This window comes from Streptomyces sp. N50 (assembly GCF_033335955.1).
In the GTDB taxonomy this organism is placed as follows: domain Bacteria; phylum Actinomycetota; class Actinomycetes; order Streptomycetales; family Streptomycetaceae; genus Streptomyces.
The window spans coordinates 9,572,264-9,594,578 of record NZ_CP137549.1 but is presented as its reverse complement, the minus strand read 5'-3'; the positions used below and the strand labels follow the sequence as shown (position 1 = coordinate 9,594,578).

The following is a 22,315-nucleotide window of genomic DNA, read 5'->3' as shown; positions in this document are numbered from 1 at the left end:
GCGGCGACGCCGGTGCGGCGGACCCCGCTCGCCTCGACGCGTGTCCGCACCTGCCCCACTGCCGGCCCGCGATGCTTGCGTACTCACGACGGCAACTCGGTCCCGGCCTGCTCGCGCACCGTGTACTGGGCGTACCAGTCCGGCCAGTCCGGGTCCTCCGCGCCGGTGCGCGCCTCGTGCTCGCCGTGCGCCGCGGCGGCGCGGCGCAGTGCGCTCGCGAGGTCATCGGCGGAGGCGAACGTCGTGGCCGCGGGGTCCACGCGGCCCGGGAGCCGGGTGGTGATCTCCTGCAGAATCCAGCCGTTGCCGTCGGGGTCGCTGAACGACAGGAAGGAGCCGTAGCTGCTGCGCTTGGGGTCCGGACCGGGGACGCGGGCCTCGGTCCCGGCGTGGTGGAAGACCCCGCCCTCGTCGTGGAACACGTCGCTGGGGTCGGCACCGAGCCGCTTGAGTTCGTCGTGGGCGGCTTCGATGTCGTCCACGACCAGGTGCAGTCCCTGGGCCGAGCCCGGCGTCTGGGACGTGACCGAGGTGCCGAAGATGACCGATGCCGGGGAGCCCGGCGGAGTCATCTGCACCACCCGGAAGTTCTCGCCGGTGGCGACGTCGGCGTCGAGCCGCCAGCCCAACGCCGTGTAGAAGTCCTTGGCCCGGTCCACGTCCCCGACCGGCACCACGACCACTTCGAGCTTCATGTCCATGGGATGCGCGCCTCCGTTCTCGGACGAACTGTCGACACCACCAGACTCGCCCCTGCGGCCCCGGTTCGCGCCAGGGAGTCTCCCTGGTCCCCGCGATCAGAGGCGGTCGGCGTCCAGAACGGCCCGCGCGAACGCCTCCGGCGCCTCCTGGGGCACGTTGTGCCCGATGCCGGCGAGGGCACGGTGGTCGTAGGGGCCGGTGAACTTGGCGCGGTACGCGCTCCCGTCGCCCGCCGGGGTGAACGGGTCCAGCTCGCCGTCGAGGGTGACCGTGGGCACGGCGACGGCCGGGCCCGCGGCGAGCTTGGTCTCGATGCCGTCGTAGCGCGGGTCTCCCGCCGCGAGGCCCAGCCGCCAGCGGTAGTTGTGGATCACGATGCCGACGTAGTCCGGGTTCTCGAAGGCCTTCGCGGTGCGGTCGAAGGTGGCGTCGTCGAACTGCCAGGTCGGGGAGACGTTGCGCCAGATCAGCTTGGCGAAGTCGTGCCCGTACCGGGCCAGGCCCGACTCGCCGCGCTCGGTGGCGAAGTAGTACTGGTACCACCACGCCAACTCGGCGGCGGGAGGCAGCGGTTGCCTGTTCTTCTCCCGGTTGGTGATGAGGTAGCCGGTCACCGAGACCAGCGCCTTGCAGCGCCGCGGCCACAGCGCCGCGATGATGTCGGCGGTCCGCGCACCCCAGTCGAAGCCGCCGAGCAGCGCCTTCTCGATCCGCAGGGCGTCCATCAGCGCGATGATGTCCAGGGCGACCACCGCCTGCTGGCCGTTGCGGAAGGTCTTCGCCGACCGGAACGTCGTGGTGCCGTAGCCCCGCAGGTAGGGCACGATCACCCGGTACCCCTCGGCGGCCAGCAGCGGCGCGACGTCCACGTAGCTGTGGATGTCGTACGGCCATCCGTGCAGCAGGACGACCACCGGCCCCTTCGCCGGACCTGCTTCCGCGTAACCGATGTCCAGCTCGCCCGCCTTGACCTGCTTGAGCGACTCGAAGGACGTACGACCCGTCGCCCGCCCGGCAGTCGCCGCCTGGCTCCCCGAGGAGGTGGCGGACGCGGGTGACGAGCTGAACCATCCTGCCAGGGACGCCGCCGCGGTCCCCATGGCCCCCGCCCCGATGGTCCTGCCTAGACCTCGCCTGTCGATCATGTGAACCGTCCTGCCTGTGGGGATGCCGGAGTACCGCCCCCCTTGAGGACGGCCTTGATCAGGTTCCACTGCCGGTCGGCCCGGGCGCCACGACCGGCTTCCTCGCATGTGGGAGGCGCAGCCTCCCGCCCGGGCTCCAGTCATGCGTGCCGGCGCTACTTCAGCAACTCCAGCAACCGCTCCCCGAGAACTGCGGCCGAGTCCGGGTTCTGCCCGGTGATGAGGTTGCGGTCCTCCACCATGTACGGCTTCCAGATCTCGCCGCGGCTGAACTCGACGCCGATCTTGTCCTTCAGCTCCGTCTCCAGCAGCCAGGTCACCCTGGAGGCCAGGCCGACGCCTTCCTCCTCGTCATTGGTGAAGCAGGTCATCCGGTAGCCCTTGAAGGGCGACACGCCGTGGATCCTGGTGGCCAGGATCGCGGAGGGGCCGTGGCACACGATCGCGAGCGGCTTGCCCGAGGCGAGTTGCGCCGTGAGGATCCGTCCCACGTCGGCGTCCAGTGCCAGGTCGGCCATCGGGCCGTGGCCGCCGGGCAGATACACCGCGTCGTAGTCCTCGAGACGGACGTCCGACAGCTGGAGCGGCCGACGCATCACCTCCGCCGACCTGATGATCTCCTCCAGGTCGAGCGCTCCCTGCTCACCTCCCGCCATGGAGGGGCGCAGGCTCATCATGTCGACGTTGGGTGTCACGCCGTTCGGTGTCGCGACCACGACCTCGTGACCCGCCTCGGTGATCAGTTTGTACGGGGCCGCGAACTCCTCGGCCCAGTACCCGGTCGCGTACCTGGTGCCGTCCTTGAGCACCCAGTACGTCGCTCCGGTCAGCACGAAAAGAACCTTCGCCATCTGAATCACTCCTGCCGTCCAGGGCCCGGCGCCCGCGTTCACCCTGCGGGACCGCCGCCTGGAGCCACGGTGTCGCGCGCGGCGGGCCGGTCGCACCGGTGGGACACCCTGGTCGTCGTCCCTGGGAGGGCGTAGGTCACCGCGGGGTGGGAACCCTCGGCTCAGTCGCTCTGTGCCGGGACCTACCGCGTCGCCCCGGCGGCCGCCTCGGCAGCCTTCGCCGTCACGTCGGCGGCGGCACGCGAGGCCTTCCCCGTCACCCGCCACGTGAGCATGCTCAGCCCGACAGCGGGGCTCGGCGGGAAGACGCCCAGTTGCCCGAGCATGGCCACGTCGTCGCGCACCGCCTCATGCCCGATCACCTTCCCGTCACGGAGGTCGAGCACATGGATCTGCTCGAAGTCGATGTCGCGCCCGGTGGGAGGTATCGCCTGGTCGAGCGCTCCGTCACGGAAGCGGACGAAGGGTCCGGTGTGACGGCCCCGCATGCGCAGCCGTAGCCAGACCTGCCCGTCGTTGTGGGCGATACCGAGGACGGGGAAGTCCAGGTCGCTGAAGGCGGAGCGCATCCACGCGCTGGAGGCGAGCACTCCGGCGGGCCCGGGGAGCGCGCAGGCCGTGGGCGAGACGGCCGCCTCGCGATTGTGGAAGTCCTCGTGCACCACCTCCGCCGCCAGTACCGGATCTCCGGTCGCGAGGATGCGGAAGAGCCCGTGGGCCAGTGCTGTGGCGTCCATGCCCATTGCGTGATCCCTTTCGAGGGAGGTGCGTCATGAGGGGTGTTGCCGGCCGACAGCAATTGAGGTTACAGGACGCCTATTGAATTCATCGCCGTACGATGACGGCATGCCTCCCACGCGCCGTTACGTCTCCCCGCTGCGTGAACAAGCCGCCGCACGGACGCGCGCACTGATCCTCGGGCACGCCACGGAGCTGTTCGCCGAGCGCGGCTACGGCCGGGTCACCGTCGCCGACATCGCCTCGGCGGCCGGGGTCGCCTCGAAGACGGTGTTCGCGAGCGTCGGCAGCAAGGGCGACATCCTGAACCTGATCGTCGACCAGGGCGTGCTCGCCTCGGGCTACGAGCAGGCCATGAAAGAGCTGCTCGAACTGCGCACCCCCGAGGCGGTCCTCAAGGCGCTGGCCCACGGGACGCGCCTGGGCAACGAGGGGCAGTTCGCGGTGCACGAGGCGATCCGCAAGGCACTGCCCGTGCACGAGAACGGCGAGGAGCTGTGGAAGCGGGCGACGGCCGCGTACCGGGACGCGCTGCACACCGCCGCCCGCCATCTGCACACCCTCACTCCCCCGCCGCCCCACTCGGCGAAGGAGACCGGCGACCTCCTCTGGTACTGGTTCGGCCCCACCGGATGGCGCACGCTCGTGGTCGAGAACGGCTGGTCGTGGGACCGCGCCGAGGAGGTCCTCCACGGCACGGCGGTCGCCACCCTGCGCTGAGGCCGCGGCGCTCAGGCGCCGACGTACGCCGCCAGGTGCTCCCCCGTGAGCGTCGACCGGGCCTCGACCAGGTCGGCCGGTGTTCCCTCGAAGACGATCTTGCCGCCGTCGTGGCCGGCGCCGGGGCCGAGGTCGATGATCCAGTCGGCGTGGGCCATGACCGCCTGGTGGTGCTCCACGACGATGACCGACTTGCCGGAGTCGACCAACCGGTCGAGCAGGCCGAGCAGTTGCTCGACGTCGGCGAGGTGGAGGCCGGCGGTGGGCTCGTCGAGGACGTAGACGCCGCCCTTCTCCGACATGTGGGTGGCCAGCTTGAGTCGCTGGCGTTCGCCGCCGGAGAGGGTGGTGAGCGGCTGGCCGAGGCTGAGGTAGCCGAGGCCGACGTCGGCGAGCCGGGTCAGGATCCGGTGCGCGGCCGGTGTCGCCGCCTCGCCCGCGCCGAAGAACTCCTCGGCCTCGGTCACCGACATCGCGAGCACCTCGCTGATGTCCCGGCCGCCGAAGCGGTACTCGAGCACCGACGCGTCGAACCGCTTCCCCTCGCAGTCCTCGCAGGTCGTGGCCACGCCGGCCATCATCGCCAGGTCGGTGTAGATGACCCCGGCGCCGTTGCACGTGGGGCACGCGCCCTCGGAGTTGGCGCTGAACAGGGCCGGCTTCACGCCGTTGGCCTTGGCGAAGGCCTTGCGGATCGGTTCGAGGAGTCCTGTGTACGTCGCCGGGTTGCTCCGGCGCGAGCCGCGGATGGCGCCCTGGTCGACGGAGACCACGTTCTCGCCGACCGGGATCGACCCGTGCACGAGCGAGCTCTTGCCGGAGCCCGCGACACCGGTGATGACGGCGAGGACGCCGAGCGGGATGTCGACGTCGACGTCCTGGAGGTTGTTCGCCGCGGCGCCCCGGATCTCCAGCACGCCGGTGGGCTTCCGCGTCGACTCCTTGAGCGACGCGCGGTCGTCGAAGTGCCGGCCGGTGATGGTGCCGCCGGTGCGCAGTCCCTCGACGGTGCCCTCGAAGCAGACGGTGCCGCCCGCCGTACCGGCGCCGGGGCCGAGGTCGACGATGTGGTCGGCGATCGCGATGGTCTCCGGCTTGTGCTCCACGACGAGCACGGTGTTGCCCTTGTCGCGCAGGCGCAGCAGCAGGTCGTTCATGCGCTGGATGTCGTGCGGGTGCAGCCCGATGGTCGGCTCGTCGAAGACGTACGTGACGTCGGTGAGCGAGGACCCGAGGTGGCGGATCATCTTGACGCGCTGCGCCTCACCGCCCGACAGCGTGCCGGCGGGCCGGTTGAGCGAGAGGTAGCCGAGGCCGATCTCGACGAACGAGTCGAGGGCCTGCCGCAACGCGGTGAGCAGCGGCGCCACCGACGGCTCGTCGAGGCCGCGCACCCAGTCCGCCAGATCGCTGATCTGCATCGCGCAGGCGCCGGCGATGCTGATGCCCTTGATCTTCGACGACCGGGCGCCCTCGTTGAGCCGGGTGCCGTCGCAGTCGGGGCAGGTGGTGAACGTGACGGCCCGGTCCACGAACTCCCGGATGTGCGGCTGCATGCCCTCCCGGTCCTTGGCGAGCATCGACTTCTGGATGCGCGGGATCAGACCCTCATAGGTCATGCTGATGCCCGCGATCTTCATCCGCGTCGGCTCGCGGTGCAGGAAGTCCTGCAGCTCCTTCTTCGTGAACCTGCGGATCGGCTTGTCGGCGTCGAAGAAGCCAGACTCGCTGTAGAGCCGGGAGTTCCAGCCGCCGCCCGTGTAGCCGGGCACCGTGATCGCGCCCTCCGCAAGGGACTTGGAGTCGTCGTAGAGCTGGGTGAGGTCGAGGTCGGTGACCGAGCCGCGGCCCTCGCAGCGCGGGCACATGCCGCCGGTGATGCTGAAGCTGCGGCGCTCCTTCACCTTCTGTCCGCCGCGTTCCATGGTGACCGCGCCCGCGCCGCTGATCGAGGCGACGTTGAAGGAGAACGCCTTGGGCGAGCCGAGGTACGGCTTGCCGAGGCGGCTGAAGAGGATGCGCAGCATCGCGTTGGCGTCGGTGGCGGTGCCGACCGTGGAGCGGGGGTCGGCGCCGAGCCGCTGCTGGTCGACGATGATCGCGGTGGTCAGCCCGTCGAGGACGTCGACCTCGGGCCGCGCCAGCGTGGGCATGAAACCCTGCACGAAGGCGCTGTACGTCTCGTTGATCAGCCGCTGCGACTCGGCGGCGATCGTGTCGAACACGAGCGAGCTCTTGCCCGAGCCGGAGACTCCGGTGAACACCGTGAGCCGGCGCTTCGGGATCTCGATGCTGACGTCCTTGAGATTGTTCTCGCGCGCCCCGTGCACGCGGATCAGGTCGTGGCTGTCGGCAGCGTGCGGCGCGGACGACTGCGCGTCCGTTCCCGTGGCCTTGCTCATCGTGCGTTCCCTCCGTTTGCGCCGGGCCGCCGAGAGTCGCTCGGCGGTCATCGCCCGGCTCGATCCAACCAGGCTTCGAGCGGTACGTCCGCTTCCGGCATCGATGCGCGGTGACGCCCGTGGCGGTCACGCTACGGGCGACGCGTGGACTCGCGCTTCTCGAATCCTGACCGGTCCGGTCGCCTCCCGCGCTGTCGCACGTGCCGCAGATGACGGCTCAGTCCCACCACGGCCAGTGCGGCGACCAAGCCCGTCACACCCCGCCAGCCGAACCGGTCGTACGTGCGCACACCGAGCCAGGAACCCGCGCTGCCGCCGAGGAACGCGCAGGTCATGTACGCGGTGTTGATACGCGCCCGGGCCTCGGGCCGCAGGGCGAAGATGCGGGCCTGGTTGGCGACCTGGCCGGACTGGACGGCCACGTCGAGCAGCAGCATGCCCGCGGCCAGGGCCAGCAGACCGCTGGTGCCGCCCCTGTAGGCCGGTACGAGCACCGCCGCCGAGGCGATCGCGCCGAGCATGGCGAGAAGGCTGACCCTGTCGGGGCCCTTGCGGTCGGCCAGCCGGCCCGCGAGCGGGGTGCTGAACATGCTGGCCGCGCCGACCAGCCCGAGGATGCCCACCGCTTGGGCGCCCATGGCGTACGTCGGTCCGGTGACGAGCAGGGTGAGCGTGGTCCAGGCGGCGCTGAAGCCGGCGAAGACGGTGGCCTGGTAGAGGCAGGAGCGGCGGAGGTCGGGTTCGGTGCGCAGCAGGCTCAGGGGCGCGGCTATCAGGGACGGGTAACTGAGCCGCGTGGACGGCTCGGTGTCCGGAACGACCCGGGAGAGGATCGCGGCCAGGGCCAGGACGATCACCGCGGCCACGACGTACGGCGCCCGCCAGCCGAGCCGTTCGCCGAGGGTGCCGCTGAAGGTGCGGGCCAGGAGTATGCCGCCGATCAGGCCGCTGAGGAGGGTGCCGGTGACGGCTCCGCGGCGTTCGACGGGTACGAGTCCGGCGGCCATCGGGATGATGATCTGCGGCACGACGGTCGTCACGCCGGTGACGGCGCTCGCGACGACGAGCACCGGGAGCGAGGGCGCGGCGCTCGCGGCGAGCAGTCCGGCGGCGGTGAGCACGAGCAGGGTGACGATCAGGGGGCGGTGCGGGAGCCGGTCGCCGAGGGGGACGAGCAGGAAGATGCCGGCCGCGTACCCGAACTGGGCCGCCGTGACCACGAGGGCCGCCGAGCCCGTGGAAACGCCCAGGTCGGCGGCGACGAGCGAGCTGATCGCCTGCGGGAAGTAGATGGTCGAGACGCCCACACCACAGGCGAGGGACAGAACGAGGATCACCCAGCGGGGCACGGACACACCTCACGCGAGAACCGGTTTTACTGGTTCAGGCGACGGTAGCAGGCGGTCCTGTCCCGTGGCACCACTTAAACCGGTTCTACGGAGGTAGGGTGGGCCCGTGCCAGCAACTCCCCGCTTCCGCCAGGGCGCCGGGCGCCTGTCCCTGGACTTCATCCGTACCCTGCGCCATCGCGGCACGCCCGACGTGGTGGAGGAACTCCCCGACGCCGAGGCCCTGTTGGCGTGGGTGCGGCAGTGCGGCCCCTGCGCCGACGCCACCGGGCGTCCCGATGCCGCGAACGCGCGGGAGCTGCGGGAGGCCGTCCACACCCTGATCTCCGACGCGCGGGCCGGCCGGACGCCCGACACCCACTCCCGCGACCGGGTCAACTCGGCCGCCACGCACGCCGTCCCCGTACCGCGCCTGGACGTCACCGGCCACCTCGCCTGGCACGCCGAAGCCCCCGTCCGGGCCACCCTCTCCCTCGTCGCCCGCGACGCCCTGGACCTCGTCACCTCCCCGTCGCTCGCCCGCCTCCGCAACTGCGCGGGCCCGACCTGCGGCGCCCTGTTCCTGGACACCTCCCGCCCCGGAAACCGCCGTTGGTGCTCCATGGGCACCTGCGGAAACCGGGCCAAGAAGGAGACACTGCGCGGCAGGACGATCTGAAAGGGGAGAGGGAGAGAACTTGTTCATCTCTCCGCAACCGCCTTTGGGATCCACATACTTAAAGTGTGGATCCCCATGGCCCATCCCCGCGCACGCGAGCCCCCACACCCGCAGGCGCCCATGATGCACTCCCCGAACGGATCACGCCGATGCGCCAGCCGCCAGCCCACCCGGACACCCCATGACCCGCAACGGGGTGCGAAGGATCGTGCCCCTACTGCTGGGCTGGGAGGAGCTCCCCAAGTCCGTCTCCGTGTACGGCGCCCCGTACGAGGAACGGCTGCGTGAACCCGTACCGGCCGTGCTCCTGGAGTGCGACGGCGGCTGGCTGCTGCTCGACACCGGCTTCAACACGGCGCTGATCCGGGACCCGGCCCTGCGCCGCCGCTTCTACGGTTCGCCCAACTACCGGCCGATCCTGCCGGGCCCCGGCGAACCCCTGGAGGAGGCCCTCGACGCGGCCGGTATCCCGATGGACGCGATCCACGCCGTGGCCCTCAGCCATCTGCACGCCGATCACGCGGGCGGACTCAAGCACTTCGCGGGGCGGGTTCCGGTGCACGTACAGCGCGAGGAACTCGCCTACGGCTTGTCCGGGCGGCCCGAGGTCGAGCGCCACTCGATCTTCCGCGTCGACTTCGACGACCCGCGCGTCGACTGGCAACAGGCCGACGGTGACGTCGAGTTGGCCCCCGGCGTCACCGCCGTACTGACCGCCGGGCACACCCCCGGGCACCAGAGTTTCGTCGTCGACCTCGCGGACGGCGGCGGCTTCGTGTTCGCCTTCGACGCCGCCGACCTCACCGAGAACATCGAGCACGAGCGCCCGATCGGCGCCTCGATCGGTGTCGACCCGGAGAGCACCGTCGAGCCCATCCGCCGCCTCAAGAGCATCGCCGCGGAACGCGGTTACGAGCTCATCCCCGGTCATGACCCCTTGGTCTGGCCGGAGTTGATCCGCCGCATGGGCCGACCGAGCGCATAGCCGGCATCGACCGGCGCCAGACCCACAGCCCGGTTCACACGCCTTTAACACCCGGGACACGAGAGGGACTCTGTGGCCCGTGAACATGTTTTTGGATCCAATCTCGACACTTTGAGATCCATTATTCGAGGATCGGTGCCCAAGGAGGCCCACATGCCGGACCAGTCAGCTGGATCGTCCTCACCCGGCTCCGCCCCGTCGACGGCGTCGCGCCGCACCATGCTCCGGGGCGCGGGGCTCCTCGGCGTGGGAGTCGGCTTCGGGCTCCCCGCCCTGCTCAGCGCCTGTGGTGCCGCGGCCGACGACGCCAAGGGAAGCGGCAAGGGCGGCACGCTGACCCTGGCCATCGACGCGACCAGCGCGGTCAACGACCCGTCGTTCTACACCTCGTTGGGCGACTGGATGGCCGTCGACTGCATCTGCCGGGGCCTGACCTTCATCTCCTTCGAGACCAACGAGCCCACCCCGGACCTGGCCAAGAGCTGGACGATCTCCGACGACCAGCTCACGTACACCTTCGCCCTGCGCGAGGGCGTCAAGTTCCACGACGGCACCACGCTCACCTCGGCGGACGTCCTGGCCAGCCTGGGCCGGCAGTTCGACGAGAAGGACAAGACGCTCCCCAAGGGCGCCACCCGCCCGCTGTCCGACCTCGGCGCGAACGTGGCTTCGCTGACCGCCCCGGACGACATGACCGTGAAGATGGTCCTCAAGAAGCCGGACCGCACCACCCTGGGCCAGCTCTCCGACATCGGCGGCCGCATCATCTCGAAGGCCGCGCTGAAGAAGTACGGCGCCGACATCGGCAAGCACCTCGTCGGCACCGGCCCCTTCGCCTTCTCCGCCGCCACCTCCGGCCAGTCGATCACCCTCACCGCCTTCGACGACTTCCGCCTCGGCAGACCGCCCGTCGACCGGCTGGTGCTGCGCCAGGTCCAGGACCCGTCGACCATCGTCAGTTCGCTGCTCAGCGGCGACATCTCGGCCACCCAGTTCACCCCGTACTCCGCGGCCGCACAGCTGCGCAAGGACGACTCGGTGACGGTCTACAAGACGCCGTACAACGCCAACGCCATCCTGATGATCGACGCCCGCCGCGTCCCCGAACTCAAGGTCCGCCAGGCCATCAACCTCGCGATCGACCGCAAGTCCATCCTCGACCAGGCCTTCTACGGCGTCGGCGCGCTGCCCGAGGGCTACGCCATCCCGCCCGCGCAGAGCGGCTACGACACCGGCCTCGCCGACCTCAGCACGCAGGACACGGCCAAGGCGAAGAAGCTCGTCGCCGAGGCGGGCGCGGGCGGCCGCCGTATCCGGCTCATGGCGGCGAGCGACTCCTGGCACCCGAAGGCCGCGCAGATCGTCGCCCAGAACCTGACCGACGTCGGCTTCAAGGTGGTCACCACCTCCGTCGACCCGGCCACCTACTTCACCCGGCTCCTCGACGGCAAGGACGACTACCACGACCTGATGATCTGGGAGCGCAACACCTACGTCCCGGACGCCAACGACATGGTCGGCGCCATGGCCAGCCCCACCGGTCTCTACGGCGCGACCATCACCGGCATGGACACGCTCAAGGACGCGGCCTCACTCCAGGCGGAGCTGGACACGGCCAAGAACCTGCCCCTCGGCGCCCAGCGCACGGCCGCCTACACGAAGATCCAGCGCCGGTGGGCGGAGGACTACATGGTGCTGTCGATGCTGGCCTGCTTCGCCAACCTCGTGGTGAGCGGCTCAAAGGTGAAGCACATGAACACGGCGGCGCTGGCCAACCACCGCTGTTACATGGAGAAGGCCAGTGTCTGACACCACGACCGCTCCACCACCCGTGGCGACCGTGGGGCCCTCCTCGTCCCCGTCCATCGGTCGGATGGCCCTCGCCGTATGGCGTCGCCGCCGGTTGGCGCGGTCCTGGCCGGCCGTGCTGTCCTGGCTCGTCCTCATCGCGCTGGTGCTGATCGCCGTCGCAGGACCGCTGTTCGTGCAGGCGGACCCACTACGGCAGACGTCGTCGGCGCTGCTGCCCATGGGGTCGTCCGGCCATCTGTTCGGCACGGACGACCTGGGCCGGGACGAGTTCGCCCGACTCGTGCACGGCGCCCGCCCGTTGCTGCTCGTGGCATTCGCGTCGACCGCGCTCGCGGCGGTCGCCGGCACCGGGATCGGGCTCGTCGCCGGATACTTGGGCGGTGTCGTGGAGCAGGTCCTGATGCGGATCGTGGACCTCGCGCTCGCGTTCCCGTCCATCCTGCTGGTGATCCTGCTGGTGGCGGCCGCGGGGCCGGGAACGGTCAGTCTGGTCTTCGGCATCGGGGTCTCCCTCGCGCCCGGGCTGGCCCGACTCGCCCGCGCCCTGACGGCCCGCGAGGCGGCGCGTGACTACGTCGTCGCCTCCAAGCTGGGCGGCACCCGCACCCCGCGCATCCTCGCCCGCGAACTCCTCCCGAACATCGCGGGCCCGATGCTCGCCCAGGTCGTCATGACGCTGTCGATCGCGGCAGGCTTCGCCGCCGGTCTCTCCTACCTCGGCCTCGGCATCCAACCCCCGCAGCCCGACTGGGGCTACATGGTCCAGGCGGGACAGGAGTTCCTCTACACGGCACCCCGACTGGTCGTCCTGCCCGCGACGTTCACGCTCCTGTTCGTCGTCGCCTGCAACTTCGTCGGCGACGACCTGCGCGACGCCCTCGACGTACGGGGGCTGGCATGACCACCGCCCTGCTCCCCCTCCCCCGCCCCAAGTGGGCAGCGGGAACAGCCCTGTTGGTCCTACGACGGCTCGCGGTCATCCCCGTCGTCCTGTTCGCCCTGGCCAGCCTGGTGTTCCTCGCGATGCGCCTGCTCCCCGGCTCACCGGCGACCTCGCTCGCGGCCGGCGGCAACAACCTCTCGGCGTCCGAACTGGCCGCGAACGAGGCGCGCGTCAACAAGGCACTCGGCCTCGACCGACCCCTCGTCGTCCAGTACGGCAGCTTCCTCAACGACCTGGTGCATCTCCGGCTCGGCACCTCGTTCTACGGCTCCAACAGCGTCCTGGGTCTCCTCGGCGACGCCCTCCCCGCCACCATCGAGTTGACGCTCGCGGCGATGACGATCGCGGTGCTGCTCGGTGTCGTCACCGGTGTCATCGCCGCGCTGCGCAAGGGGAGTTGGATCGACAACTCGACCCGGGCCGTGGCCACGGTGAGCTTCTCGCTGCCCTGGTTCGCACTCGGCGTGCTCGGCATCGTCGTGTTCGGCGTGTGGCTGCGCTGGCTCCCGGTCCTGGGCCGGCTGCCCAGCTCCCTGGACTACAACCCGACCACCAACTTCGTCCTCCTGGACGCGATTCTGCAGAACCGCCCCGAGCTGGTGTGGCCCTGGATCCAGCATCTGATCCTGCCCGCCGTCACGTTGGCGCTGTCGATGGCCGGGTTCATCACCCGCATCGTGCGCGCCTCCGTGCTGGAGGTCCTCGACGACGACTTCGTGCGCACCGCCCGGATGAAGGGCCTGAGCGAGGGCGTGGTGATCCGCCACCACGTGCTGCGTAACTCCTGGCTGCCCATCGTGACCGTCCTCGGGCTCCAGTTCGGCTCCCTGCTGGGCGGTTCGGTGATCACCGAGACGGTCTTCTCGTACGCCGGTGTCGGCCGCCTGCTCGTCCAGGGCGTCCTGCAACGCGACTACCCCGTCGTGCAGGGCGCCGCCCTCGCCATCGCCCTCCTCTTCACCCTGGTCAACCACGCGGTGGACCTGCTGTACACGGTCCTCGATCCGCGGCTACGGAAAGGATGACCCGCATGGACATCGTGCTGGTCCACGGCGCCGGCGGACGGCCGACGACCTGGTCGGCGGTGCAGCCCCTGCTGGCAGCTCGCGGCCACCGGCTGTTCACCGTCACCAACCCGATGACCTCACTGGAGGACGATGTCGCCAATACGGCGGCCGTGTTGGAGGAGACGACGGGCCCGGTGCTGCTGGCCGGACACTCCTACGGCGGCGCGGTCATCAGCAACGTCGGCCGCGATCCTCGGGTCAAAGGCCTTGTCTACATAGCCGCGTTCGGGCCGGACGAGGGCGAGACGGTCAACGAGATCGTCGAGCGGTACGAGGAGGCCGAGATCTCCAAGTACATGCGGCGCGGACCCAACGGTGAGTGGAAGTCCGAGACCAGCGAGGCGTTCTGGGCGGAGATAGGTCCCGATCTCTCGGCGGAGCAGCGGGCCGTCGTGGAGGCGGAGGGGCGCAAGGCCGACAACCTCATCTTCACGCAGCCGACCGGTGTACCGGCCTGGCGCACGCTGCCCAGTTGGTATCTGGTCGCCGACGATGACCGCACGCTCCGCCCGGAGATCCAGAACGACATGTCGGCCCGTATGAAGGCGACTGTCGAGCACGTGCCGGGCAGCCACTACACGACCCTCGTGTGGCCGGAGCGCGTCGCCGACCTGATCCACACGGCGGCCGTGGCCGTGGGCGGCGACGCATGACGTCAGCGCCCGTGCTCGAAGTCCGGGATCTGCGCGTCCAGTTCGAGGTTCCGGGCGGCCGGCTGCCCGCCGTGGACGGAGTGGATCTCACCCTCCGCCAGGGCGAAGTCCTCGCCCTGGTCGGCGAGTCGGGCTCCGGGAAATCCGCCCTGTCGATGAGCCTGGTCGGCCTGAACCGGGGTCCCCGCACCCACATCAGCGGCGAGGTGGCCTTCAAAGGGCGTGACCTGGTGGCCGCGTCGGAGCGGGAGTTGCGCGGTGTGCGCGGCAAGGACATCGCGGTCGTCTTCCAGGACGCGCTGGCCGCACTCAACCCGCTGCACCGGGCGGGCGCCCAGGTCTCCGAGATGATCCGCGCCCACCGTGATGTGACGCGAGGTCAGGCGATGGACCGGGCTGTCGAGTTGCTCGGCGAGGTCGGCATCGCGGGCCCGGACCGCACGGCCCGCGCCTACCCCCACCAACTCTCCGGGGGCATGCGCCAACGCGTGATGATCGCGATGGGTCTGGCCAACGACCCCGCCGTACTGATCGCCGACGAACCCACCACCGCACTCGACGTCACCATCCAGGCCCAGGTCCTCGCCGTCCTCAAGCGTGTCCAGCGCGACCACGGCACCTCCGTCCTGCTGATCACCCATGACCTGGGTGTCGTGGCCGAGGTCGCCGACCGCGTGGCGGTGATGTACGCGGGCCGGATCGTGGAGCAGGGGCTGCGTGAGGAGGTGCTGTTCCACCCCCAACACCCTTACACCATGGGCCTGTTGGGCTCGGTCCCGCCGATCGACGGTCCTGTCGTACGACGGCTGCCGACCATCGCGGGCAGTCCGCTGACCGGGGTGGACCGGCCGGCCGGGTGCGCGTTCGCTCCCCGGTGTCCGTTCGTCCACGACGCGTGTTCCGAGCGGCCCGTGTTGCGGCAACGGCACGGCGAGGACGGGCACTTGGACGCCTGTGTGCTGCCCTCCCCCGCCCGTGCCACGGCCCGCTCCCAGGGAGGGATCGCATGACCGCCGCGCTCATCCAGGCCCGCGAGTTGCGCGTCGAGTACCCGGGCCGGGCCGGCGGTCGGGTCAGGGCGCTGCGGGACGTCGACCTCGACATCCTCCAGGGCGAGACCCTCGGTCTGGTCGGCGAGTCGGGGTGCGGCAAGTCCACGCTCGGGCGGGCCCTGTTGCGGGTGATCGAACCCGCCTCGGGCCGCATCGACTTCGACGGCACCGACCTCACCCGGCTGCGCGGTCGCCAACTGCGCCGGACCCGGGCCGAGTTGCAGATGGTCTTCCAGGACCCGTTCGGTTCGCTGAACCCGCGCCGCAGGATCGCCGACATCGTCGCCGAACCGCTGCTCCGGTCACGCGGCGCCACCCGAGCCGAGGCCACGAAGGCGGTGGCCGAACTCCTCGACCTCGTCGGTCTCGGCGCCGAGGCCGGCGCGCGCAGGCCGCACGAGTTCTCCGGCGGCCAGCGCCAACGCATCGGCATCGCGAGGGCGTTGGCGTCATCACCGCAGTTCGTGGTGGCCGACGAAGCCGTCTCCGCGCTGGACGTGTCGATCCAGGCGCAGGTGCTGAACCTGCTCTCCGACCTGGTCCGCGACCGCGGCCTGACGATGCTGTTCATCTCGCACGACCTGGGCGTCGTCCGGCACATCGCCGACCGGATCGCGGTCATGTACCTGGGTCAGATCATCGAAGTCGCCTCACGTGACGCCTTCTTCGCCGCCCCCGCACACCCGTACAGCCGGGCCCTGTTGTCCTCCGTTCCTGTCCTACGGCCCGGCGAGACCCGTGAACAACAGGTGCTGGAGGGCGAGTTGCCCGATCCGGCGAACCCGCCCGAGGGCTGTCTGTTCCGCACCCGGTGCCCGATCGCCACGGAGCGGTGCCGGACCAGCGCGCCCGAGCTGCGCGAGATCGCGCCGGGCCGCAGTGTGCGCTGCCATCTCCCCCTGGTCTCCAGCGAGCAGCACGTCGCGAGTAGCGACTAGCCCGTACCGAGTAAGGACGAACCGCCTTGATCATCGACGCGTACAACACCACTCAGGACGTCCGCGGCCGTTCCGACTACCTCACCGGCGCCCGCAAGGGCCAGGCCCCGCCGCCCTACAAACCCTTCGAGCCGCGCCGCATCCTCGACCGGATGGACGCGGCCGGGGTGGACATGGCGATGGTGTGCTCGCTCGCGCAGCGCATCGAGAACGACTTCATCGCCTCGCTGGTGGCCTCGTACCCGGACCGGTTCTTCGGCTTCGGGCAGGTGCTGCCGCAGGCCGACGACGCGCTGGACGAGATCGACCGGATGGCCGACGCGGGTCTGGTCGGGCTGAAGCTGCACCCGAGCCTGCACGGCTACCACGTCGCCGACCACGGCCTCCTCGACCCGGTCTTCGAGGCGTGCGCACGGCGCGGGCTGCTGGTGCTGATCAACGCTCTCGACGACGCGTTCTGCGCGCCGCTGGCCATCGAGGAGATCGCCAAGGACCACCCCCAAGTCCCCACGATCATCGCGCACATGGGGGCCGTGTGGAACGTGCCGGAGGCGATCATCGTCGCCGAGCGGCAGCCGCACGTGTACCTGGAGACATCGGCGACGCTGATGAGCGACGTGAAGCGGGCCTACGCACGGCTCGGGCCGGAGAAGATCCTGATGGGCAGCGAGTGGCCCGGCTCCGACTTCGACCTGGAACGCATGAAGATCGCGAAGGCGGTCGAGGACGAGAAGGACCGGGCACTGGTCGAGGGCGGCAACATGGCCCGGCTGCTGGGACTGACGGTATGAGCGCCACGAACGTGCGGCCCGTGTCCGTACCGGCGTCGATGAGCGAGGACGACGTCGAACTCCTCGCCACCGCACAGCACTTGCTGGCCAAGGTGTGGCAGTCGGGCCGCCACGAGGTCGCGACCGCGCTCCGCACCGCGGACGGGCGGGTCCACACCGGGGTCCACGTGGAGGGTTCCTGCCGGCGCAGTTCGATCTGTGCCGAGGGAGTCGCCATGGGCACCGCCCGGGGCGCCCTGCCCGCCGGTGCGGAGCTGAACATCACGTCCGTGGTGTCGGTGCAGATCAAGCCGGCGGGATGGTTCCGGATCATCGCGCCGTGCGGGGTGTGCCGCGAACTGATCAGCGACTACTGCCCGGACGCCACCGTGTGGGTCACCACGGTCGACGGGGACGAGCCCGTCCCGTTGCGCGCCCTGGACCTGCTGCCGGAGAAGAGCCGACGCCGATGGTGAACGCCGTCGTTCCCGAGAAGGGCCCATGCCGATGACGAACGCCATCGGTCCCGAGGAGAGGAGAGCCATGTCGTCCGTCTTCGTCACCGGTCCGTCCGGACGAACCGTCCCCACGGGCCTCGATGTCCCCGAACTGGCAGACCAGTTGGGCGGATCCGGATCGCCGGTGCTCTGGGAGGAGCTGACCTGGGCGGAGGCGGAGTCCACGGCCGCGGCCCAGGACGCCGTCATCATCCCCGTGGGCGCCACCGAGCAGCACGGCCCGCACCTCCCCCTCGCCGTGGACACCAGGATCTGCGAGGCGGTCGCCCTCGGCGTCTCCGCGCTGACCGGCGTGCCCGTCGTGCCGCCCCTGAGCTTCGGGGTGTCGGCGTCGCACGGCGACTTCGCCGGGACGGTGGCCCTGCGGCCGGAGACGATGATCGCCGTCGTCGAGGACGTCATCGACTCGCTCTACGCCTCCGGGGTACGCCAGTTCGTGCTGCTGAACGGGCACATCTGGAACAACGGCGCGCTCGACGTGTCGGCGGAGAAACTGAGAGTCCGTCATCGGGACGCGCGGGTAAGGGCGTTGGGGTACGTGACGATGTACCCGGGGCCCGAGGTCGACGGACATGTCACCTACGGCCGGGCGTTGATGCACGCCAACTTCTTCGAGACGTCCGTGATGCTGCACCTGGCGCCGGAACTGGTCCGGATGGACCGGGCCACCTCGCACGTCGACGTCGACTCGTTCTGGGACTACCGCATGGACCAGGTCAGCGAGACCGGGGTCTGGGGCCGGGACGTGACCGACGCCAACTCCAAGCACGGCGAGGCGGAGTTCGACCGCTGCGTCCTGACCACAGCCCGGGCGGTGTCCACGGCGGTCCGCGAACCGTGGCCCGACCCCACTCACCGTCCCGGACGCCAGGCGTGAAGGAGAGCAAGGTGGACCCCAGTATCGACATCCCGCACCTGCCGGACTGCGAGCCCATGCTCATCGGCGGCGAGTGGACCACCGGCACCGCGACGGAACGCATCCCGGTGCTCGACCCCGCCACCCGCGAACAGCTCACCACGGTCGCGCAGGCGGGCCCCGCCGAGGTGTCGGCGGCGGTCGAGGCGGCCAACACCGCGCACCGCGACCGCCGTTGGCGCGGACTCCCACCCCGGCAACGCCGTGACATCCTCTTGCGCCTCGCCGACCTGGTGGAGCGCGACGCCGAGCAACTGGCCGTGCTGGACACGCTGGACAACGGCAAGGCCATCGAACGCGCCCGTGGCGATGTGGAGTTGGGGCTGCAGGCCATCCGGCACTTCGCGGGCACCCCGACCCGGCTGGAGGGCACCGTGCACGCGGCCGGCCCCGACCGGCATGTGTACAGCGTACGCGAACCGGTGGGTGTGGTGGCCGCCGTACTGCCGTGGAACTTCCCCTTCATGATCGCGGCCTGGAAGCTCGCCCCGGCCCTGGCCGCCGGTTGCACGGTCGTGGTCAAGCCAGCCGAGCAGACCCCGCTCACTGCGCTACGGCTGGCCGCGCTGTGCCTGGAGGCGGGCGTGCCTGAGGGCGTCGTCAACATCCTTACCGGTGACGGCCGTACGGGTGCCGAACTGGTCGCCCATCCCGGTGTCGCCAAGGTGTCCTTCACCGGGTCGACCGAGGTCGGGCGGCACATCATGGCCGCGGCGGCGCCGTCGTTGAAGCGGCTCACGCTCGAACTGGGCGGCAAGTCCCCCAACATCGTCTTCGCGGACGCCGATCTCGACGCGGCCGTACCGAACGCCGTCCGCGCGGTGTTCGGGCACTCCGGGCAGATGTGCACGGCGGGCAGCAGGCTGCTGGTGGAGCGCACGATCGTCAAGGAGTTCCTGGACCGGCTGGTGCCGGCGGTGGAGACGCTGCGGATCGGCCCGGGGTTGTCGGGCGGGATCAACATCGGTCCGCTGGTGTCGCAGGAGCAGTACGACCGCGTCACGGGTTACGTCGAACTCGGGCGCGCCGAGGGCGCCGAGGTGGCCGTGAGCGGTGAACTCCCGGACGGACCGGGCTGGTTCGTGCCGCCGACGGTGTTCACCGAGGTCAGCCCCGACATGCGGATCGCCCGGGAGGAGATCTTCGGGCCGGTCGCCACGATCATGCCCTTCGACAGCGAGGAGGAGGCGATCGCGCTGGCCAACGACAGCGAGTACGGGCTCGCCGCCGGTGTCTGGACCGGCAGTCTGGCCCGCGCGCATCGCACCGCCGCCGCGCTGGAGGCCGGGACCGTGTGGGTCAACACGTACAACGAGTTCGACCCCGCCGTGGCCTTCGGCGGGATGAAGCAGTCAGGCCTCGGCAGGGACCTCGGCGACGCCGCCGTCGACGGGTTCACCGAGCTCAAGAGCGTGACGATCGCCCTGTGAGCGCGCCCGTGACGGCCGGGACGGCCGCCTCGCCCCCGAACCCCGCGCCCCCGCGCCCCCTGAACGTCGCGGCCGAACGCGCCCGTACGCCCGGCTCGTTCACCGGCCACCACTTCAACTCGGCCGGTGCGGCCCTGCTCGCCAACGGCACCGTAGAGGCGGTCATCGACCACCTGCGCGCGGAGAGCCTGTCCGGCGGCTACGAGGCCGCGAAACACGCGGCTCCCGCCCTGGAGGCCGTCTACGCGCGTACCGCCGAACTCCTCGGCGCCCGGCTGGAGGAGGTCGCCCTCGTCGAGAGCGCGACGGCCGGCTGGCAGCGGGCCGTGTCGGCGCTCCGACTGCGGCCCGGCGACCGGGTGTTGGCCGCCCGCTCCAGTTACGTCAGCAGCGCGCTGCACCTGCTGTCGGTCGAACGCGACCACGGCGTCCAGGTGGAGCTGCTGCCCAACGGCCCTGACGGAGCGGTGGACTTGGAGGCCCTGGAGGCAGCGCTGCGGGCAGGACCGGCCGCGCTGGTGACGGCCGCGCATGTACCGACCTCCTCGGGGCTGGTCGAACCCGCCGCCGCGATAGGCGCGTTGGCCGGCGCCCATGGGGTGCCCTACCTGCTGGACGCGACCCAGTCGCTCGGCCAACTGCCGGTGGACATGGGCGCCATCGGCTGCGACCTGCTCATCGGAACCGGCCGCAAGTTCCTGCGCGGCCCACGCGGCACGGGCCTGCTCGCGGTACGCCGCCCCCTCCTGGACCGGCTCGCCCCCGAGGCGCCCGATGTCCGGGGCGCCCGCTGGACCGCCGAGCGCAGCTGGGAACTGGTCCCGGACGCCAAACGCTTCGAACTCTGGGAAGCCGCCCACGCGTTGCGCCTGGGCCTCGGCGCCGCCCTGACCGACCTCGGCACACTCGGCGTCGACACCGTCGCCCGCCACCTGGCCACCCTCGCCACCTCACTCCGGGAACGCCTCTCCGCACTGCCGGGCGTCCACATCACCGACCCACCCGCCGCGGGCGGCGCCATCGTCACCTTCGTGGTCGACGGCCTGGACGCCTCCGAGGTACAGCGCCAACTCACGTACCGCCGCGTCCACTTGATCGCGGTGCCCGCAGGCCACGGCCGCTGGGACATGGACCACCGGGGGCTGACCAAGGTGGTCCGGGCCTCGGTCCACGTCTACAACGACGAGGACGATCTGGACGCGCTGGTGGAGGCGGTACGGGAGATCGTCTGCCTGTGGGGGCGCGGGGCGACGTCGACCATGGGGCGGCGGGACTCGGGGGCGGAGGACGCGGGGCCGAGGGATGCGGAGGCGGGAGGTTCACGGTCAGGGGATTCAGGCTCGAAGGCCTCGAAGCCGGGGATCGATCCCGCAACGCCCGCGCCGTCGCTCTCGGTTCCTCGGGCCACGCCCACGCTGACGCCCACGGGCGCGCAGGGCCTGGCGCCGAGCTTCGCCCCCGCACCATCGCCCTCGGAACCTGCGCCCACGCCCACAGCCGCAGCCCCGGCGACCGGACCAGTCCCCGCCGCCACCCCGCACGCCCCACGCCCCAACTCCCGCTGCCACGACGCCATCGTGGTCGGCCTGGGCGTACACGGCAGCGCGGCCCTACGTCACCTGGCCGCGCGCGGACTCGACGTCCTCGGGCTCGAACAGTTCAGCCTGCACCACGACCTGGGTTCCTCTCACGGCGCGACCCGGATGATCCGCCGCGCCTACCCCCACCCCGACTGGGACGGCCTGGTCGACACCGCCTACCGGGCCTGGGCCGAGCTGGAGGGCGCCTCGAAGGCCCAACTGCTCGACATCACCGGCGGGTTGTACGCGGCACCGAAGGACCGGCCCGACCCCCTGCGCGGCCCCGGTTGCCGTGAAGTCGACACCGAGGAAGCGGCACGGATCTTCCCGGGACTGCGGCTGCCCACCGGTTTCACGGCCGTACACGACCCACGCGCCGGCATCATCGACGCGCGGGAGACACTGCGCGCCCAACTGACCCTCGCCGAGCGCTCGGGCGCGCACCTCCACGATCACGCCCCCGTCCTCGGCTGGGAACCGGACGGCGACGAGGTCGTGGTCCGCACCGGCAAGGCCGTCCTGCGCACCCGCCGCCTGGTGCTGTGCACCGGTCCCTGGACGGCAGCCCAAGTCCCTTCCCTCGCACCGCATCTGACGGTCACTCGTATCGTCAACGCCTACTTCGCCGCCGACCCGGCGGGACCCCTCGGCGCCTCCGACCTCGGCAGCTTCTCCGTCGACCTGCCGCAAGGCCTCCTGTACGGGTTCCCCGCGGCCGACGGCCGCGGCCTCAAGGCCGGGTTGGACAGCGGCCCTCCCTGGGACCCGCAGGCACCCCGCCCCGAAGCGACCGACGCCGAACTCGCCCTGCTCGCCGAGGCGGTGGCCCAAGTCCTGCCCGGTGCCGGGCCGGTGACCGAGAGCCTGACGTGTCTCTACACGATGACCGCCGACCGGCGTTTCATCGTCGGCGAAGTGCCGGGCGCACCGCAGGTGTTGGTGGCGTCGGCGTGTTCGGGGCACGGGTTCAAGTTCGGGCCGGCGATCGGCGAGGCGCTGGCCGACCTCGTGTGCGGAATCGCCCGTCCGGACCTGGACTTCCTCTCGCCGGCCCGGCTGTTCCCCGGTGGCACCCCGTGAGGGCCC

General features: G+C 70.9%; 20 protein-coding genes. 14 read left to right on the top strand and 6 right to left on the bottom strand.

The annotated features are described in order from the left end of the window. Positions 1 to 83 precede the first annotated feature (83 nt). The 4 genes from R2B38_RS42540 to R2B38_RS42525 form a co-directional block, all read right to left on the bottom strand. Positions 84 to 701, bottom strand: a complete 618-nt coding sequence (locus tag R2B38_RS42540) for a VOC family protein (protein WP_318021151.1) — start codon at positions 699 to 701, stop codon at positions 84 to 86. Positions 702 to 797: 96 nt separating this feature from the next. Further along, on the bottom strand, positions 798 to 1,847 hold the full coding sequence (locus R2B38_RS42535) for an alpha/beta hydrolase (protein WP_318021150.1): 1,050 nt from the start codon (positions 1,845 to 1,847) through the stop codon (positions 798 to 800). 155 nt (positions 1,848 to 2,002) lie between these two features. After that, positions 2,003 to 2,698, bottom strand: a complete 696-nt coding sequence (locus R2B38_RS42530; RefSeq protein ID WP_318021149.1) for a type 1 glutamine amidotransferase domain-containing protein — start codon at positions 2,696 to 2,698, stop codon at positions 2,003 to 2,005. A 182-nt stretch (positions 2,699 to 2,880) separates the two neighbouring features. Further along, the gene (locus R2B38_RS42525; protein WP_318021148.1) at positions 2,881 to 3,435 is read right to left on the bottom strand and encodes an ester cyclase; all 555 of its coding nucleotides are present in this window, start codon (positions 3,433 to 3,435) and stop codon (positions 2,881 to 2,883) included. Positions 3,436 to 3,544: 109 nt separating this feature from the next. Between R2B38_RS42525 and R2B38_RS42520 the strand changes: the two genes are divergently transcribed. Beyond that, the gene (locus tag R2B38_RS42520; RefSeq protein ID WP_318021147.1) at positions 3,545 to 4,156 is read left to right on the top strand and encodes a helix-turn-helix domain-containing protein; all 612 of its coding nucleotides are present in this window, start codon (positions 3,545 to 3,547) and stop codon (positions 4,154 to 4,156) included. Between the two features lie 11 nt (positions 4,157 to 4,167). Here the strand turns inward: R2B38_RS42520 and R2B38_RS42515 are convergent, their stop codons facing one another. Both R2B38_RS42515 and R2B38_RS42510 read right to left on the bottom strand, forming a co-directional pair. Further along, positions 4,168 to 6,558 carry an excinuclease ABC subunit UvrA gene (locus tag R2B38_RS42515; protein WP_318021146.1) on the bottom strand — a complete coding sequence of 797 codons (2,391 nt, stop codon included), beginning with the start codon at positions 6,556 to 6,558 and terminating at the stop codon, positions 4,168 to 4,170. A gap of 131 nt (positions 6,559 to 6,689) precedes the next feature. After that, positions 6,690 to 7,907, bottom strand: coding sequence for an MFS transporter (locus tag R2B38_RS42510; protein ID WP_411978540.1), 1,218 nt, complete (start codon positions 7,905 to 7,907; stop codon positions 6,690 to 6,692). 106 nt (positions 7,908 to 8,013) lie between these two features. Here R2B38_RS42510 and R2B38_RS42505 point away from each other — a divergent pair, with 106 nt between their 5' ends. The 13 genes from R2B38_RS42505 (at position 8,014) to solA (ending at position 22,309) form a co-directional block, all read left to right on the top strand. Further along, the gene (locus R2B38_RS42505; RefSeq protein ID WP_318021144.1) at positions 8,014 to 8,565 is read left to right on the top strand and encodes a CGNR zinc finger domain-containing protein; all 552 of its coding nucleotides are present in this window, start codon (positions 8,014 to 8,016) and stop codon (positions 8,563 to 8,565) included. Between the two features lie 208 nt (positions 8,566 to 8,773). Continuing rightward, the gene (locus R2B38_RS42500; RefSeq protein ID WP_318021143.1) at positions 8,774 to 9,550 is read left to right on the top strand and encodes an N-acyl homoserine lactonase family protein; all 777 of its coding nucleotides are present in this window, start codon (positions 8,774 to 8,776) and stop codon (positions 9,548 to 9,550) included. 153 nt (positions 9,551 to 9,703) lie between these two features. After that, on the top strand, positions 9,704 to 11,359 hold the full coding sequence (locus tag R2B38_RS42495) for an ABC transporter substrate-binding protein (RefSeq protein WP_318021142.1): 1,656 nt from the start codon (positions 9,704 to 9,706) through the stop codon (positions 11,357 to 11,359). Beyond that, positions 11,352 to 12,263 (top strand): ABC transporter permease, encoded by a 912-nt coding sequence (locus R2B38_RS42490; RefSeq protein ID WP_318021141.1) that lies wholly within the window; start codon positions 11,352 to 11,354, stop codon positions 12,261 to 12,263. The genes R2B38_RS42495 and R2B38_RS42490 overlap by 8 nt, the downstream gene beginning before the upstream one ends. Continuing rightward, positions 12,260 to 13,330 (top strand): ABC transporter permease, encoded by a 1,071-nt coding sequence (locus R2B38_RS42485; RefSeq protein ID WP_318021140.1) that lies wholly within the window; start codon positions 12,260 to 12,262, stop codon positions 13,328 to 13,330. Before R2B38_RS42490 ends, R2B38_RS42485 begins: the two co-directional genes overlap by 4 nt. 5 nt (positions 13,331 to 13,335) lie before the next feature. Beyond that, positions 13,336 to 14,025: an alpha/beta hydrolase gene (locus tag R2B38_RS42480; protein WP_318021139.1), complete on the top strand. Its 690-nt coding sequence runs from the start codon at positions 13,336 to 13,338 to the stop codon at positions 14,023 to 14,025. Next, entirely contained in the window at positions 14,022 to 15,035 is a 1,014-nt protein-coding gene (locus tag R2B38_RS42475; RefSeq protein ID WP_318021138.1) for an ABC transporter ATP-binding protein, read from the top strand. Before R2B38_RS42480 ends, R2B38_RS42475 begins: the two co-directional genes overlap by 4 nt. Beyond that, positions 15,032 to 16,015 carry an oligopeptide/dipeptide ABC transporter ATP-binding protein gene (locus R2B38_RS42470; protein ID WP_318021137.1) on the top strand — a complete coding sequence of 328 codons (984 nt, stop codon included), beginning with the start codon at positions 15,032 to 15,034 and terminating at the stop codon, positions 16,013 to 16,015. The genes R2B38_RS42475 and R2B38_RS42470 overlap by 4 nt, the downstream gene beginning before the upstream one ends. Before the next feature lie 26 nt (positions 16,016 to 16,041). Beyond that, entirely contained in the window at positions 16,042 to 16,806 is a 765-nt protein-coding gene (locus tag R2B38_RS42465) for an amidohydrolase family protein (protein WP_318021136.1), read from the top strand. Continuing rightward, the gene (locus R2B38_RS42460) at positions 16,803 to 17,261 is read left to right on the top strand and encodes a cytidine deaminase (RefSeq protein WP_318021135.1); all 459 of its coding nucleotides are present in this window, start codon (positions 16,803 to 16,805) and stop codon (positions 17,259 to 17,261) included. The genes R2B38_RS42465 and R2B38_RS42460 overlap by 4 nt, the downstream gene beginning before the upstream one ends. A 25-nt stretch (positions 17,262 to 17,286) precedes the next feature. Then, entirely contained in the window at positions 17,287 to 18,180 is an 894-nt protein-coding gene (locus R2B38_RS42455; protein ID WP_318021134.1) for a creatininase family protein, read from the top strand. A gap of 11 nt (positions 18,181 to 18,191) precedes the next feature. Further along, the gene (locus R2B38_RS42450; protein WP_318021133.1) at positions 18,192 to 19,649 is read left to right on the top strand and encodes an aldehyde dehydrogenase family protein; all 1,458 of its coding nucleotides are present in this window, start codon (positions 18,192 to 18,194) and stop codon (positions 19,647 to 19,649) included. Beyond that, positions 19,646 to 22,309, top strand: coding sequence for an N-methyl-L-tryptophan oxidase (gene solA / locus R2B38_RS42445; protein WP_318021131.1), 2,664 nt, complete (start codon positions 19,646 to 19,648; stop codon positions 22,307 to 22,309). The genes R2B38_RS42450 and solA overlap by 4 nt, the downstream gene beginning before the upstream one ends. Positions 22,310 to 22,315: the final 6 nt, after the last annotated feature.